The 15,419-nt window shown below is 71.6% G+C and carries 14 protein-coding genes; 8 read left to right on the forward strand and 6 right to left on the reverse strand.

Translation table 11 applies throughout. The features are described from left to right. Positions 1 to 193 precede the first annotated feature (193 nt). From BLV01_RS07780 to BLV01_RS07790, 3 genes are all read right to left on the reverse strand, one after another. Entirely contained in the window at positions 194 to 1,387 is a 1,194-nt protein-coding gene (locus BLV01_RS07780; RefSeq protein ID WP_091796265.1) for a cytochrome-c peroxidase, read from the reverse strand. Between the two features lie 5 nt (positions 1,388 to 1,392). Further along, entirely contained in the window at positions 1,393 to 3,939 is a 2,547-nt protein-coding gene (locus tag BLV01_RS07785; protein WP_091796267.1) for a TonB-dependent receptor, read from the reverse strand. 164 nt (positions 3,940 to 4,103) lie between these two features. Continuing rightward, positions 4,104 to 5,318: an NAD(P)/FAD-dependent oxidoreductase gene (locus BLV01_RS07790; protein ID WP_091796269.1), complete on the reverse strand. Its 1,215-nt coding sequence runs from the start codon at positions 5,316 to 5,318 to the stop codon at positions 4,104 to 4,106. A 156-nt stretch (positions 5,319 to 5,474) separates the two neighbouring features. Between BLV01_RS07790 and BLV01_RS07795 the strand changes: the two genes are divergently transcribed. Next, positions 5,475 to 6,104, forward strand: a complete 630-nt coding sequence (locus BLV01_RS07795) for an NAD-dependent epimerase/dehydratase family protein (RefSeq protein WP_091796270.1) — start codon at positions 5,475 to 5,477, stop codon at positions 6,102 to 6,104. 74 nt (positions 6,105 to 6,178) lie between these two features. Next, entirely contained in the window at positions 6,179 to 6,769 is a 591-nt protein-coding gene (locus BLV01_RS07800; RefSeq protein ID WP_091796272.1) for a flavin reductase family protein, read from the forward strand. A gap of 96 nt (positions 6,770 to 6,865) precedes the next feature. Here BLV01_RS07800 and BLV01_RS07805 read toward each other — a convergent pair whose 3' ends face one another. Next, complete coding sequence (locus tag BLV01_RS07805; protein ID WP_091796274.1) at positions 6,866 to 7,762, reverse strand: LysR family transcriptional regulator; 897 nt, start codon at positions 7,760 to 7,762, stop codon at positions 6,866 to 6,868. A 106-nt stretch (positions 7,763 to 7,868) separates the two neighbouring features. Here BLV01_RS07805 and BLV01_RS07810 point away from each other — a divergent pair, with 106 nt between their 5' ends. After that, entirely contained in the window at positions 7,869 to 9,110 is a 1,242-nt protein-coding gene (locus BLV01_RS07810) for an MFS transporter (RefSeq protein WP_091796276.1), read from the forward strand. Continuing rightward, positions 9,107 to 9,799, forward strand: coding sequence for an alpha/beta fold hydrolase (locus BLV01_RS07815; protein WP_091796278.1), 693 nt, complete (start codon positions 9,107 to 9,109; stop codon positions 9,797 to 9,799). Before BLV01_RS07810 ends, BLV01_RS07815 begins: the two co-directional genes overlap by 4 nt. A gap of 142 nt (positions 9,800 to 9,941) precedes the next feature. On the opposite strand, the gene BLV01_RS07820 is transcribed toward BLV01_RS07815, so the two are convergent. Beyond that, a complete protein-coding gene (locus BLV01_RS07820; protein WP_091796280.1) occupies positions 9,942 to 10,388 on the reverse strand; it encodes a PA2169 family four-helix-bundle protein in 447 nt (148 codons plus the stop codon). A 251-nt stretch (positions 10,389 to 10,639) separates the two neighbouring features. Between BLV01_RS07820 and BLV01_RS07825 the strand changes: the two genes are divergently transcribed. Further along, positions 10,640 to 11,155: an MgtC/SapB family protein gene (locus BLV01_RS07825; protein WP_091796282.1), complete on the forward strand. Its 516-nt coding sequence runs from the start codon at positions 10,640 to 10,642 to the stop codon at positions 11,153 to 11,155. 3 nt (positions 11,156 to 11,158) lie between these two features. Here the strand turns inward: BLV01_RS07825 and BLV01_RS07830 are convergent, their stop codons facing one another. Then, positions 11,159 to 12,208: a DNA topoisomerase IB gene (locus BLV01_RS07830; RefSeq protein ID WP_091796284.1), complete on the reverse strand. Its 1,050-nt coding sequence runs from the start codon at positions 12,206 to 12,208 to the stop codon at positions 11,159 to 11,161. Between the two features lie 216 nt (positions 12,209 to 12,424). Here BLV01_RS07830 and BLV01_RS07835 point away from each other — a divergent pair, with 216 nt between their 5' ends. The 3 genes from BLV01_RS07835 to BLV01_RS07845 all read left to right on the forward strand — a co-directional run bounded on the left by BLV01_RS07835 (position 12,425) and on the right by BLV01_RS07845 (position 15,406). After that, positions 12,425 to 14,659 carry a TonB-dependent siderophore receptor gene (locus BLV01_RS07835; protein WP_254782550.1) on the forward strand — a complete coding sequence of 745 codons (2,235 nt, stop codon included), beginning with the start codon at positions 12,425 to 12,427 and terminating at the stop codon, positions 14,657 to 14,659. Between the two features lie 181 nt (positions 14,660 to 14,840). Further along, complete coding sequence (locus BLV01_RS07840) at positions 14,841 to 15,110, forward strand: hypothetical protein (protein WP_217633463.1); 270 nt, start codon at positions 14,841 to 14,843, stop codon at positions 15,108 to 15,110. Continuing rightward, on the forward strand, positions 15,107 to 15,406 hold the full coding sequence (locus BLV01_RS07845) for a hypothetical protein (RefSeq protein ID WP_254782551.1): 300 nt from the start codon (positions 15,107 to 15,109) through the stop codon (positions 15,404 to 15,406). Before BLV01_RS07840 ends, BLV01_RS07845 begins: the two co-directional genes overlap by 4 nt. Positions 15,407 to 15,419: the final 13 nt, after the last annotated feature.

Below are 15,419 nucleotides of genomic sequence, written 5' to 3' on the forward strand. Positions count from 1 at the left end.
CGGGGGAGGGGGCGGCCGCTCGCGGCGCGCCTGGGTCGGCGCGCGCGAACGGCCCCCCGTAGATGATCCCAGCACCGTCATGGCTGCGTGAAAGCGCGGGCAGGCCGCAACCGGTTGCGCACTATCGCAACGCAGGCTTTGCCGCGATGGTCGCTATCTCTGATTTGCGGGCTGCGGCGACCGCACCGGCGCGCTACAGGGTTTCCAGGAACGCGGTGATCGCTTCGAGTTCGGTGCGATGCAGATCCAGCGGATGCAACAGCGGGTCGGGCTGCGGGAACAACGGGTCGCCGACCTGCTGCGGCGTGGGTTGCGGGCGCGGCATCCCGGCGTTGTAGAGATTGACCACGCCGCGCAGCGTGGCGAAACGGCCGTTGTGCATCCACGGCCCGGTCTTGGCGACGTTGCGCAGCGAGGGCGTCTTGAACTTGCCGGCGTCGGCCGGGTCGGCGGTGACTTCGTAGCGGCCCAGGTCCTGCAGCTTGCGCCCGTAGAAATGCAGGCCGAGGTTGTGGAAGCCGTCGTCGCTGAGGGTCGCGCCGCTGTGGCAGTTCATGCAGCGCGCGCGGGTGCGGAACAGGTGCAGCCCCCACAGTTGCCGGTCGTCAAGCGCGCGGCGGTCGCCTTCCAGGAAACGGTCGAAACGGTTGAAGCGCGGCACCAGGCTGCGCTGGAAGCTGGCCAGCGCCCGGGCGGTGCGGGCCAGGTCGATGCCGGGCGAACCGAAGGCCTGCGCGTAGTCGCGGCGGTAGCTCTCGTCGCGGCGCAGGGCGCGCAGCGCCGCGGCCGGGCGCGCGGCCATCTCGCGCGGATCGGTCAGCGGATGCAGCACCTGTTGTTCCAGCGTGGACGCGCGCCCGTCCCAGAACAGGTGGGCGGCGAAGCCGCTCATCGCCACCGACGGCGCGTTGCGGCGGCCGCGCTGGCGGTCGTGGCCGAACGGCACGCTGCGGCCGTCGCCCCAGCCCAGTTCGGAATCGTGGCAGTTGGCGCAGGCGATCTGGCCCGAGCCGGACAGGCGCGGGTCCTCGAACAAGCGCTTGCCCAGCGCGATCCGGGCCGGGTCCGGCGGATCGCCGGGCGGGTGCGGCGCCTGCCGGGGCAACGGCGCCAGCTCCGACCAGCGCGCGCCCGGATCGGTCAGCGGCCGCGGCCATTGTTCGATCGGCAGGGCGTAGACGCGGCGCAGGCAGTCGCGGTCGATCTGCGCGCCGCCGGCGTCCAGGCGCCGGCGGCACAGATCGAGATCGAGGTCGGCGGCCTCGCCGGTCGGCGTGGTTTGTGCCGCGCTCGCGCCGGCCCACAGCAGGCCGGCGAACGCGGCGGCGAACAGCAGCGCGGACGCCGCCGCCACCGCCAGGTTCGCCAGCCAACGCTTGCTGCGCATCGCGCTCAGAACCGGTAGCCCAGTTCCAGCCAGTACGAGCGTCCGGGTTCGTACACGGTGGTGGTGGCGGTCGCGCTGCTGATCAGGTTGGAGCGGTTGGTGAGGTTCTGCGCCTCCACCCGCGCGTAGGCCTGTTGTTCGTGCGGCAGGCGCAGGGTCCATTCCACGCTGCTGTCCCAGGTCCAGGTGTCGGGATAGGCGACTTCGTCGAGCACCGAGATGCTCTTGCCCTCGAACACTTCGCGGCCGAGCGACTGGCGCCCGCGGTAGCCGCTGCGGTAGCGCAGGAAGTTGCTCCACAGCAGCCCGATCGATTCGAACCGGGTCTGGCTGGCCAGGCGCGCGCTCCACGGCCGGTTGAACGAGGTCGCCGGCAGTTCGTTGGCGCGCAGCAGCTTGCCCTGGTAGCGCACCCAGTCCTCGAGGGCTTCGGTGTAGGCGGTTTCGTAGTCGCTGTAGTTGCGGCGCACGTCGGTGTAGTCCAGCGCGGCCTCGGCGGTGGTGGTCACGCTGCCCCAGCGCAGCGGCCGGGTCGGCGACGCGCTGGCGGTGTAGGTCTGGCTGCGGCTGCGGCCGCGGTTGGTATAGCGGTTGACGCGGGTGTCGTAGAAGCCGCTGTCGTCGAGGTTGAGCACGGTCTCGCGCAGCACTTCGTCGCGGTTCTCGCGGCGCACGTACTTCAGGCTCAGGTCCAATCCGGCCCAGCGCTGGTTCCAGCCCAGCGCCAGTTCGTCGCTGTAGGGCACGCGCAAGCGGTCGAAGCGGTAATCGGCGGGCGAGGTGCGCACGTCGCGCCAGACCAGGTCGGCGCCGCGCCGCTGTTCCAGCTGCAGGCGTTCGCGGCCCTCGCGCAGTTTGTAGGCGAACAGGTTGCGGCCGTAGTAGCGGTTGACGCCGGCGGTGAGCAGGGTGTCGCGGTCGCCGAACACGTCCCAGGAGGTCGCCAGGCGCGGGGCGACGGTGGTGCGGCCCATCAGGCTGTCGCCGTCCACGCGCACGCCCGGACGCAGGCTCCAGCGGCCCAGGCGGATGTCGTCCTGGGCGAACAGCGCCCACTCGCGGTTGTCGACGCTGAATGCGCCCTCGCGATAGACGTTGCGGCGGGTGAAGTACTGGCCGCGGCCCTTGATCACGCCGCTGCCGGTGGCGTCCACCGGCGCCAGCGAGCAGCCGTCGCGGTCCAGGGTGCCGTCGCGCGCGGTGCAAGTGGTGATGGCGGCCGGGCTGAGGTAGCTGTAGTGGTCGTTGAGGCGGTGGTAGTCGGCGCTGCGGTCGCGGTACTCCAGGCCGAATTGCAGGCGGTGCTCGCTGCGGCCCAGCCGCGCCGGCTCGCGGTCGAGCATCAGCTTGTAGCCGAGGTTGCGGTTGCGCTGGTCGATGTTGCCCCAGCTGCCTTCGCCGCTGAGCGTGGTCACGCCCCAGTCCATCTCGCTCGAGCGCGCCCAGGACTTCCAATAGTCGGTCTGGCTGCGGCGCGAGCTGTCCAGGTCGCTGTAGCTCAGGGTGTTGCGCCAGGTCCAGTCGCCGCGCTGGTAATTGACCCGCAGGCTGGCGACCGGGCCGCCCTGTTCCAGGTCGTAGTAGCCGTCCTTGGCGTTGACGATGAAATAGCGCTCGTCGGTGGGCGCGTAGTTGACGCTGGCGCTCAGCTCCAGGCCTTCGCCGTCGCTCCAGTCCGCGCGCAGGCTGGCGCTGGTGTTCTCGCGCACCTGCTCTTTTTCGTTCTCGTCGCTGGCGCTGTTGCGGCCGGAGGTATAGCCGCGCAACGGGATCACCGAGCGCAGCCGCGACACCGTGCCCGACAGGCCCAGGCCGTTGCGGGTGCGGCCTTCCAGGGTGGCGCGCAGTTGGTACTTGTCGTAGCGCGGCTGCAGCGATTCGGTCGAGGACTCCTCGAAGTTCTGCTGCGCCGGCGCGGCGATGTGCATCTCGTTCCAGACCGAGCGCTGCATGCGCATGACCACGCTGCCGGAGAACGCGTCGCGCGCGCGCCGGCTCTCGGCCTCGACCACGCCGCCGTTGAAGCCGCCGTAGGAGGCCGGCACGTTGCTGTCGTAGACGGTCAGCGTGCCGATCTGGCTGGCGTCCAGGGCGATGCCCTGGGTGTGGCTGGGGACGTCGATGATGCTCGCCGGCAGGGTCGAGCCGCCGGGCGCGGTGTCGTTGTTGAAGCCGGCGCCGTCGAGCACGAACGCGTTCTGGTAGTACAGGCCGCCGTTGATGCTGATGTCGGCCGGGCGGATCTCGCCCATGTTGCGCGAGGTCGTCGCGGTTTCGTCGAACTGCACGCTGGGGTTGATCCGCAGCAAGGTGCCGATGTCGCCGTTGCCGCGGATCTGCTCGTCGATGTAGCGGCGGTCCATGGTCATGCCTTCCTGGTACGGGAACAGGCGCTGGCCGATGACCTTGAGCGGGTCGTAGGTGTAGATCGACGGCGCCGCGGCGGCGGATGCGTCGGCGGTAGCGGAGGGCGGAGCGGCGGCGGAGCGTTCTTCGGCGTGCAGCGATCCAGCCGACAGGGCCAGGCCGATGGCCAGGGTCAGGCGATTCATCGAGTTCTCACGGTGGAGTTGCCGGCTTCCGGTCGGAAGTCGGTGCCGCTGGCGTGAGAACTGCGAAAGCCCCTTGTTGCTCGCTGTGATTATCGTCTCAGTCGAAGATGAACGAGTCAACCTGTGTTCATGCGGCGACTGATCGCAACCGCCGCCGCGCAGCCTCAGTCGATCGGCCGCTCGAACGAGAACAGTCGCGCCAGCGGATGCGCGCGCCGCTCGATCCGCGCCCGCAGCAACTGCGCGCCGATCATGCTGTAGGTGATGCCGTTGCCGCCGTAGGCCATCGCGAACAGCACGCGCGGGCCGTGCTGCGGGTGCGGGCCGAACCAGGGCAGGCCGTCGGCGGTCTCGGCGAAGGTGCCGGCCCAGGCGAAGGCCGGCTGCAGGCGCAGGCGCGGGAAACGCTGCTGCACCTGCCGGACCAGGCGCTGCGCGCGCGATTGCACGCGGCGGTCGCGCCGCGCCGGCAGGTCGATGGCGTCGTCGCAACCGCCGACCACCAGGCGTCCGTCGCCGGTGCTGCGCAGGTACAGATACGGCCGCGCGGATTCCCACACCAGGGTCTGGCGCAAGGCCTGCAGCTCGTCCGGATCGAGCGGATCGGTGACGAACGCATAGCTGCTGCGGTTGCGCGCCAGGCGCTGGTCGATCCAGTGCTGGCCGGCATAGCCGGCGGCGACGACGACGCGGTCGGCGCGCACGCGCAGGCCCTCGGCGGTGCGCAGCTCGACCTTGCGCGAGGTCGCGTGCAGCGCCTGGACGCGGGTGCGGTCGTAGACGCCGGCGCCGCGCCGGCGCAGGCGCGCGAGCAGGCGCGAGGTCATCCGGTAGGGATCGACCGCGGCGGCGCAGTCGCTGAGGATCGCGCCGGGCGCGCGCAGGCCGTAGTCCGCGGCCAGTTCGTCCGCTTCGAGCCAGCGCAGTTTCAGCCCGTGGCGCGCGCGCAGCGCGGCTTCCTCGCGCAACAGCGGTACGTGGCCGGCGCGGCTGGCGTAGTAGAGGCTGCGCTGGCGGCGGAAGTCGACCTCGCGCAAGCCCGCGGCGACCTCGCCCAGCCGCTCCACCGCCGCGGCGCAGGCGCGGTACGCCAGCGCCGCGCGGCGCTCGCCGTACCTGCGGCTGAGCTCGACCAGGTGGGTGTCGATCTCGTACTGCAGCAAGGCGGTGCTGGCCGCGGTGCTGCCCCAGGCGATGTCGCGTTGCTCCAGCACCGCCACGTCGTGGCCGTGCGCGGCCAACTCGTCGGCGATCAGCGCGCCGCTGATGCCGCCGCCGATCACCGCGACCTCGCAGTCCAGGTCCTCGCCCAGGCGCGGGAAGGCGTGCATCAGGCCGTTGCGGATCGCCCAGAACGGATAGCCGCTTTTGAGATCCATGGCGTAGCGAACGAAGGGGGGAGCGGCCAGCTAAACCGCCGCGGCGTTCACGCGAGGTGACGCGCACGCGGCGATCCGGCGGCAGGCCGCGCGCGCGCCGGCGATTCTGCGATGATCGGCGCGCGCACGCGTTGCGACGGGCGCAGGAGGACACCGATGAAACTGCTGCTGGCCGGCGCGACCGGATTGGTCGGACGCCATGCGCTGCGGCTGGCGCTAGCCGATCCGGCGATCGAGCAGGTGATCGCGCCGACGCGCAGCGCGTTGCCGCCGCATCCGCGGCTGCAGGCGCCGCAGGTGGACTGGGACGCGTTGCCGGCCGATGCGCCGTGGTGGCGGGTCGATGCGGTGGTCTGCGCGCTCGGCACCACGATGCGCGCGGCCGGTTCGCGCGAGGCCTTCCGCAAGGTCGACTTCGATTACCCGCTGGCGCTCGCGCGCGCCGCGCACCGCGCCGGCGCGCGCGCCTATGCGCTCAATTCCGCGCTCGGCGCCGACGCCGGCTCGCGCGTGTTCTACAACCGGGTCAAGGGCGAGCTGGAGCAGGCGCTGGCCGGCGTCGGCTTCGACTCGCTGACCTATGTGCGCCCGGGGCTGATCGGCGGCGAGCGGCAGCAGTCGCGTCCCGGCGAGGCCGCCGCGACCGTGCTGCTGCGCGCGCTCGGGCCGGCGCTGCCGCGGCGCTGGCGGATCAATCCCGCCCCGCGCATCGCCCAGGCCTTGCTCGATGCGGCGCTGGGCGCGGCGCCCGGCGTGCACGCGATCGGCTCCGAACGCTTGATTTGAGCGCGCGCCGCTCCGATCCTGCGTGGTCCGGCGCGCGCCGGCCCGATCCGTCCGACAGCCAACGCGGAGCCCGCATGTCCCCCATCCTCGCACCGGTCGCCCTGGCCAAGGCCTCGCGCCTGATCAACCACGGCCCGACCGTGCTGGTCTCGGCCCGCCACGGCGGCGTCGACAACGTTATGGCCGCGGCCTGGGCCTGCGCGCTGGACTACGACCCGCCCAAGCTGACCGTGGTGATCGACAAGGCCACCCGCACGCGCGGCCTGATCGAGCGCAGCGGCGCGTTCGCGGTGCAGGTGCCGACCGCGGCGCAGGCGGCGATGACCCACCGCGTCGGCACCCACAGTGGCTCGGACGAGCCCGACAAGCTGGCCCGCGCCGGCGTCGGCCTGTTCGCCATCGACGGCCACGATTTGCCGTTCGTGGCCGGTTGCTCGGCGTGGATGGCCTGCCGGCTGATTCGCGAACCGCACAACCAGGACACCTACGATCTGTTCATCGGCGAGATCGTCGGCGCCTGGTCCGATCCGCGCGCGTTCGCCGACGGGCACTGGCGCTTCGAGCACGCCGATCCCGCATTGCGCAGCCTGCACTACATCGCCGGCGGGCACTTCTACGCGATCGGCGAGGCGATCGACGTGGCCGCCGAGGACGCGCCGGGCTGACTTGCGCGCGCGAACGCAGCGCCGGCGCGGCGATCCGCTGCGCGCAACGGCGTTGCGGCGCGGCAGGTTCGGCCAGGCCGCCGCGGCAAGGCCGGCTCAGCGCGGCAACCGGCGCACCAGTTCGACGAAGTTGCGCGCCGGCGCCGAATCCAGCTCCGGCAACTGCGCCAGCGCCAGCCGCGCGATCGGCTGCAACCCGGCGATGTCGCGGTAAACGATGCCGGGCAGGGCGAAGCGGCGCATCGCCTCGGGCACGATCGCCACGCCCAGTTCGGCCGCCACCAGCGCCAGCGACGAGGCCAACTGCGGCGCGTGCTGGCCGATGCGCGGCTCGAAACCGGCGCGGCGGCAGGCGCCGAGGATGGCTTCGTGCAGGGTCGGGCCGACGTTGCGCGGGGTCAGGATCAGCGCGTCGTCGCGCAGTTCCTCCAACCGCACCGATTTGCGCCGGCCGTCGCGCACCGCGGCATGGCCGAGCGGCAGCGCCGCGATCATCGGTTCCTCCAGCAGCGCGTGCAGCAGCACGCCCTCGTTCTCGCTGCCGTCGTGGCGCAGGAAGGCGAGGTCGAGGCTGCCGTCGCGCAGCTTGGCCGACAGATGCGCGCTGTTGCTCTCTTCCAGGGTCAGCTCGACCTCGGCATAACGGCGGCGGAACTCGCGGATGGCCTGGGTGGTGAGCGGGGTGAGGATGGCCGAGGAGGTGAAGCCCAGGCGCAGCGCGCCGGTCTCGCCGCGGGCGGCGCGCTGGGCCTGGCGCACCGCCGCGCCGGCCTGCTCGGGCAGGCTGCGCACGCGCTCGCGGAAGGCGCGGCCGGCTTCGGTGAGCTCGGCCCCATGCGGCACGCGGTGGAACAGGCGCGCGCCGATCTCGTTCTCGAGGTCGCGGATTTGCTGGCTCAGCGGCGGTTGGGCGATGCCCAGGCGCTGCGCGGCGCGGGTGAAGTTGGCTTCCTCGGCGACGGCGAGGAAGTAGCGGATGTGGCGCAGCTCCATGGCGGCCTCCGGATCGGCGCGGCGTGCCGCCGTTATCCTTAAAAGATATGGATGGCTATCGTTTCATATATTGGACGAATGAAATCGGCGGCGCCATGCTGGCGCCATGAACGCTGCTTCCGCCCTGGCCGCCGCCGCACCGTCCGAACGCGGCCTGGAGCGCGGCACCGCGGCCTATCGCCGCGCCAACCTGGCTCTGTTCCTGGCCGGCTGCTCGACCTTCTCGCTGCTGTACTGCGTGCAGCCGTTGCTGCCGGAGTTCGCCCGCGACTTCCGCCTGAGCCCGGCTTCGGCCTCGCTGGCGCTGTCGCTGAGCACCGCCGCGCTGGCGCTGGCGATCTTCGCCGCCGGCGCGCTGTCGCAACAGGTCTCGCGGCGCCGGTTGATGTTCGGCTCGATGGCGCTGGCCGCGGCCTGCAACCTGCTGGCCGCGGTCGCGCCGAGCTGGCCCTGGCTGCTGCTGGCGCGGTTGGCCGAAGGCGCCTTGCTCGGCGGCGTGCCGGCGGTGGCGATGGCCTACCTGGCCGAGGAAATGGACCTGCGCCATCTCAGCGGCGCGATGGGCCTGTACGTGGCCGGCACCGCGTTCGGCGGAATGATGGGGCGGGTCGGCATGGGCCTGCTGGTGGAGATCGGCGACTGGCGCACGGCGATGGCGATCATCGGCGGCACCGGCCTGATGGCGGCGTTCGGCTTCGCCGCGCTGCTGCCGCCGTCGCGCCGGTTCGCGCCGCAGCCCGGCTTCGTGCTGCAGCGCCACCTGCGCGCGTGGGCCGCGCACCTGCGCCATCCGGGGCTGCTGCGGCTGTTCGCGATCGGCTTCGTGCTGACCAGCGTGTTCGTGGCCTTGTTCAACTATGTCGGTTTCCGTCTCGCCGGCGCGCCCTACGACCTGGGCCCGGCGCAGATCAGCCTGATCTTCCTGACCTATGTATTTGGCATGTTCGCTTCGCCGCTGGCCGGGCGCCTGGCCGACCGCTTCGGCGGGCGCTGGCCGTTGGCGGCGGGGCTGGCGCTGATGGCGGTGGGCGCGCTGGCGACCCTGGCGCAATCGCTGGCGGCGATCGTGGTCGGCATCAGCCTGATCACCTTCGGCTATTTCGTCGGCCACTCGGTCGCCAGCGCCTGGGTCGGGCGGCTGGCGCGCAGCGACAAGGGCCATGCCTCGTCGCTGTACCTGCTGTTCTACTACTTCGGTTCCAGCATCACCGGCGCGCTCGGCGGCTGGGCCTGGCAGCACGGCGGCTGGGGCGGCGAAGTGGCCTTGACCGCGAGCCTGGCCGCGGCGGGCGTCGTGCTGGCCTTGCAGGTGGACCGCGGCGCGGCGCCGCCGGAGCCGCGCGCATGAGCGACAAGCCCGCCTTGCTGTTGCTGCCGGGATTGCTGTGCGACGAGCGCCTGTGGCGCGAGCAGATCCGCGGCCTGGCCGACCTCGCCGACATCCAGGTGCCCGACCTGACTCAGGACGACAGCGTCGCCGGCATGGCCGCGCGGGTGCTGGCGCAGGCGCCGCCGCGCTTCGCCCTGGCCGGCCTGTCGATGGGCGGCTACGTCGCCTTCGAGATCCTGCGGCAACAGCCCCAACGCGTGAGCCGGCTGGCCTTGTTCGATACCAGCGCCGCCCCGGATTCGCCGCTGCGGGCGATGCAGCGCCGCGCCGGCCTGCGCCTGCTCGATCGCGGCCGTTTCGCCGGCGTCACCCAACAGCTGTTGCCGAGCCTGGTGCATGCGCAGCATGTCGATGGGCCGGTCGGCGCCGAGGTCCGGGCGATGGCGCAGCGGGTCGGCGCACAGGCGTACCGGCGCCAGCAGATCGCGATCCTGGAACGGCCGGATTCGCGCCCGCTGCTGGCGTCCATCGACGTGCCGACCCTGGTCGCGGTGGGCGAGGACGACCGGCTGACGCCGCCGGCCGCGGCCGAGGAGATGCACCGCGGCATCGCCGGCTCGGTGCTCGAACGCATCGCCCAATGCGGGCACCTGCCGACGATGGAGCGGCCGCAGGTCGCCACCGCACTGTTGCGACGCTGGTTGTAGCGGCCAGGCAAGTCGCGGCCGCGCCAAGGCACGCGCGCAAACCCGCGATCGCGGCGCAGCCGCGCCGAGCGAACCCATGAACGAGAACGCCGGCTGCGAAGCCGGCGTCCTCGTCGTCCCGCCTGGCGCGATGCGCCAGGGATCAGTGCTTCATCGCGTGCTTGCGCTGGCTCATCTCGCGGTGGCTCTCGCGTACCTGCGGCATCAGCCGTTCCACCGCCGCGCGCGCGGACGGCGCGACGTTGGGATCGCCCTGGACCTCGTTGAACGCCTTGAGCAGGCGATCCTCGGATTCCTCCAACTCGGCCACGTAGCCGTAGCGGGTGTCGCCGAGCGCGGCGCGCACGCGGCCGTAGACTTCCTGCATGGTGCCGACGAAGGTGCCGCTCTCGGCCGGCTTGCCGCCGGCGGCGGCGACTTCGGCGCTGAGCTGGGACACGATCGCGCCCTTGGCGGTGGACATGCGCAGGAACGCGCCGGCCAGTTCGGTGTCGCCGACCTTCTTGGCCGCTTCGGAATAGAAATGCTCGCCGTCGCGGGCGATCTGGATCAGGTCGTTGAGGCTGTGCTCGGTCTTCTTGTCGGTCATTGCCGTCTCCTGGATGACGATGGGGAAGGTAGGCCGACGCTGCGCGCATCGGTTGACCCGACTATCGCGGCCTCGCCATTAAACAGCCGTGACCTGCGGGTGAGGACGGCGCGGACGCAATCGCCTCGCGCTCACCGCGCGCTAACGCGTTGTTTACCGCGCATCGACTTGGCTGCACGGGCGGCGCGCATCACCGGCGGATTACGCGTCGCCGGTTACACGTAATGAAAAGGACCGAAAGGAACCGACGCATGGACTGGAACGAGCAACTGTGGGTGGTCGGCGGTGCGGCCTATGCGATGCTGCTCGGCGGCGCGATCGGATTCGAACGCGAGTTGAAGAACCGGCCCGCGGGATTCCGCACCCACATGCTGGTGGCCGGCGCGTCCTCGCTGCTGATCGGCATGGGCCTGCTGGCGCTGAACGATCCGCGCTTTCGCGCGCCGTTCCTGGTCAACATGGACCCGATGCGCCTGGTCGAGGCGGTGGTGGCGGGGGTGTCGTTCATCGGCGCCGGCACCATCTTCGCCTGGCGCGGCGGTCGCGACATCGCCGGCATCACCACCGCCGCCTCCCTGCTGATGGCGGCGGTGATCGGCGCCTGCGCCGGATTGCGTTACCACGTGCTGGCGCTGGCGGCGACCGCGTTGACCCTGTTGGTGCTGGTTGCGCTCAAGCGCGCCGAGCGCGGACCCGGTCTCAAGTCCAAGATTGCGGCCGAATCCGAATCCGAATCTCGATCAGGGTCCGGATCGGACCCACGCTGAGCCTCAGCGCCGGCGCTTGCGCAGGAACGCCAGCGCGGCGCTTTCCCATTGCCGGCCGCTCGACGGCCTGCGCGCCGGCAACGCCAGCCGGCCTTCGCGCCAGCCTTCGAGCACCGCGGGGTGGATGTAGGACTTGCGGCAGATCGCCGGGGTATTGCGCAGCAACTGCGCGACTTCGGCCACGGCCTGGTTCTCGATCCGCGCGATCGCGCGTTCGTTGCGGCGGCCGTCGCGCCGCGGCGGCGGCAGCTCGGTCAGGGCGAAGCGGCGGAACGCGGCCGCGGTCGCGCCCCAGGTGCGGAAGTCCTTGGCGGTGAAGTCCGCCCCCATCGCCTCGCGCAGGTAATCGTTGACGTCGCCGGAGTCCACCGCCTGGCGGCCGCCGTCCTCGTCGATGTACTGGAACAACGCCTGGCCCGGCAGTTGCCGGCAACGGCGCACCAGCCGCACCAGCCGCGCGTCGTCGAGCGCTATCTGCTGGCGCAGTCCGCCCTTGCCGCGGAACGCCAGCTGCGCGCGGCCGCCGCGCAGCAGCTGCAGATGGCGCTTGCGCAGCGTGGTCAGGCCGAACGAGCCGTTGCTGCGCTGGTATTCGTCGTTGCCGACCCGCACCAGCGTGTGCGCCATCACCGCCACCACGATCGCCAGCACCTTGGTCCGCGGCAGCCCGGATTGGGCGAGGTCGGCGCGCACCCGCCGGCGCAGCGCGGGCAGGGCGGCGGCGAAGGCGACGGTGCGGTCGAACTTGCCGCGATCGCGCAACGCGCGCCAGCGCGGGTGATAGCGGTACTGCTTGCGCCCGCGCGCATCGCGGCCGGTGGCTTGCAGGTGGCCGCGCGGATCGGCGCAGATCCACACCTCGGTGTAGGCCGGCGGGATCGCCAGCGCGCGGATGCGCTCGAGCTGGCGCGGCGCGCGCAGCGGACGCCCGCGCGCGTCGCGGTAGGCGAAGCCGCGGCCGGCGCGGCGGCGGCTGAAACCGGGCTCGTCGTCGTCGACGTAGCGCAGGCCGGCGCCGCGGGCGTCGGGATCGGCGGGCGGGGAGGAGGTCATGGGTCTTTGATACGGGGTGGCGCGTCAACGCGGCAGCAAGAAACCGGAAACGGCCGCCGCGATTTGCGTCTTTCGCTCGCGCAGATGCGCAGCCGTCGAAATGCCGGCACGGCTCCGGGCCGGGCCTGCTATTGCGATCCGTTCTCATTTGCTATGATGTGCCGCGTCAGCCGCTGCACCTGCAGTCAGCCAAACGATTCCATCGGGCCGACTCTCGTGTACGCAGAAGGATCTCTGCGCGCTTTCGCGCGCTCTCCGCTTTCCCTTTCCCTCGCCCTGGCGCTGCTGCTGCCGGTCGCCGCGCACGCGGGCGACGCCGAATCCGCCGCCGCGCCGGCGGAGGCTGCCGACGCGCAGACCCTCGACACCGTGCGGGTCAACGCCTACCGCACCGCCACCCATTCCCAGGGCGCGACCAAGACCGACGCGTCGATCGCGCAGACGCCGCAGTCGATCGCGGTGATCGCGCGCGAGGAACTCGACGCCCGCGGCGTGCAGAGCCTCAACGACGCCATGCGCTACGTCGCCGGCGTGTCGCTGGAGAGCAGCGGCATCGACAACCGCGTCGACGACTTCCGCATCCGCGGCTACGACGCCGGCAGCTGGAGCAACAACGTCACCCTCGACGGCCTGCGCGCGCCGCAGGGCGGGCAGTGGAACCGGACCATGTTCGACACCTGGAACCTGGAGCGGGTGGAGGTGCTCAAGGGCCCGTCGGCGGTGATGTACGGCCAGGTCGCCCCCGGTGGCATGGTCAACCAGGTCAGCAAGACGCCGACGCCGGGCCAGCAGCAGGCGCTGCAGCTGGGCCTGGACGGCCACGGCCAGTACAGCGCGGCCTTCGACGTCGGCACCGGGACCGACGACGACGCCCACCTGGTGCGCCTGGTCGGCCTGTACCGCGACGGCGACACCCAGATCAAGCACACCGAGCAGAAGCACTGGTTCCTCGCGCCCAGTTACACCTGGCAGATCGCCGAGCGCACCCGCCTGACTCTGCTCGGCCTGTACCAGAAGGACGACGGCGGCTCGACCTACCAGTTCCTGCCGATGGACGGCACCCTGCGCCCGACCCGCTACGGCCGGATGAAGAACACCACCTTCATCGGCGAGCCGGGCTGGAACACCTACGACCGCACCATCTGGACCGCGGGCTGGCTGTTCGAGCACAGCTTCGACGAGAACTGGACCCTGAGCCAGAGCGCGCGCCGCACCCACGTCGATTCGCTGTATCGCGGCGTGATCACCCTCGGCGCGCTGAGCGCGGACGGCCGCACCCAGAATCGCCGCGCCACCTACGGCGACGGCGACTCCGACGGCGATACCGTCGACACCCGCATCCAGGGCAAGTTCGTCACCGGCGCGGTCGCGCACACGCTGCTGTTCGGCGTGGACTGGCAGAAGGCCGATTGGGTCGGCGGCCGCGGCGCGATGAGCAACCCGGCGCCGATCGACATCTTCCATCCGGTCTACACCGGCTACACCCCGGTGGTGCGTTCGGTCGGGCTGTCGCGCGGCACCAACGAGCAGACCGGCGCCTACTTGCAGGACCAGATGGCGTTCGGCAACTGGCGCGTGCTGCTCGGCGGCCGCTACGACCGCACCGACGACGACACCGCCACCGCGACCCGAACCGTCGCCACCGGCGTCGTCACGCCGTGGGTGCGCACGCGCTTGAAGAACGACGCCTTCACCGGCCGCGCCGGCGTGCTCTACGCCGCGCCCGGCGGCTGGTCGCCGTACCTGAGCTACGCCGAGTCGTTCCAGCCGGCCACCACCGACATCAACCAGAGCTACACCCGCACGCCGTTCGACCCGATCACCGGCAAGCAGTGGGAGGGCGGGGTGAAGTTCCAGCCGTCGGGCTTCGACGGCCTGATCACGCTGTCGGCCTACGACCTGCGCCAGGAGAACATCCTGGTCGACGATCCCGACCCGAGCCACGTCAACTGCGGCGCCAGCGGCGCGCTGCGCTGCCAGGCGCAGAGCGGCGAAGGCCGCGTGCGCGGGCTGGAGCTGGAAGCGCGGGTGACCCCGCTGGAAGGCTTCAGCGTGATCGGCGCGGCCTCGCGCATGGATTCGGAAGTGACCAAGGGCGCGCCGGAACTGCGCGGCAAGCAATTGGCGCAGGTGCCGGAATGGACCGCGACCGCGTGGCTGGACTACACCTTCCACGCCGGCGCGCTGGAAGGCCTGGGCCTGGCCGCGGGCGTGCGCTACAACGGCGAAAGCTACGGCGACAGCGCCAACCTCTACCGCATCGCGTCCTATACCGTGTTCGACGCCGCGATCCGCTACCGCGTCGATACCGGCACGGGCCCGGCGACCCAGTTCGCGATCAACATCGGCAACCTCAGCGACAAGACCTACATCTCCACCTGCGGCAGCGTCGCCTCGTGCTACTACGGCACCGGCCGCACCGTGGTCGCCAGCGTGCGGTTGAGCTGGTGACCGGTTTCGCCGCGAACGTTGCGGTTGCCCTCTGTAGGAGCGGCGCAAGCCGCGACCGCAGAGCGTCCGTTCGCGGCGAAACCTGCGGCGCAGGACGGATGGCACGGCCGCCCGCGTGCATTTCCTCGGCGCCTGTCCTTACCGCGTCGCGGCTCGCGCCGCTCCTACAGGGGGCGGCGCGATGAATCCGTGGTGGGCGGCGCCGGCGATGGCGTTCGGCGTCGTCGGCGCGTGGTTGCTGTATCTCGCATCGCCGCAGCAACTTTGGCGCCCCGCGCCGTTGCGCGTGTGGCCCGGCGCCGCGTGCGCAGCGTTGTCGCTGGCGTTGCTGTGGCCGGCGATGGGCGCGGCCGCGGCGGTGGCGATGTGGCTGACCGTGCTGATGCTGGTGGCGACGCTGGCGCCGTTCCTCGGCGCGTGGCGCGCGCGTCGCCGCGAGGCGGCGCGGTGAGAGGCGAGCGCCTGCAGAGCCGGCACTGGCTGGGCAAGGGCTCGGCCGGGCTGATCCTGGGTTTCGGGCTGGCCCTGGCGCTGTCGGGATGGTTCGCCTGGCTCGGCCCGGACGGCATCGACGGCGGAGGCGGCGGCAAGATCCAGTTCGTGATGTGGCTGGTCGCGCCGCTGTGGTGCGCGGTGTTCTCGCTGGTGTTCCTGTTCCGCAGCAGCCTGCGCGCGTGGCTGTGGCTGGGCGCGGCCAACGCGCTCGCGTTCGCCGCGCTGGCCGCGCTGCGGGCGCAGGCGGGCTAAGGCGGGCAGGCGC

Origin of the sequence: Lysobacter sp. yr284 (assembly GCF_900107375.1) — a bacterium.
Classification (GTDB): domain Bacteria; phylum Pseudomonadota; class Gammaproteobacteria; order Xanthomonadales; family Xanthomonadaceae; genus Lysobacter.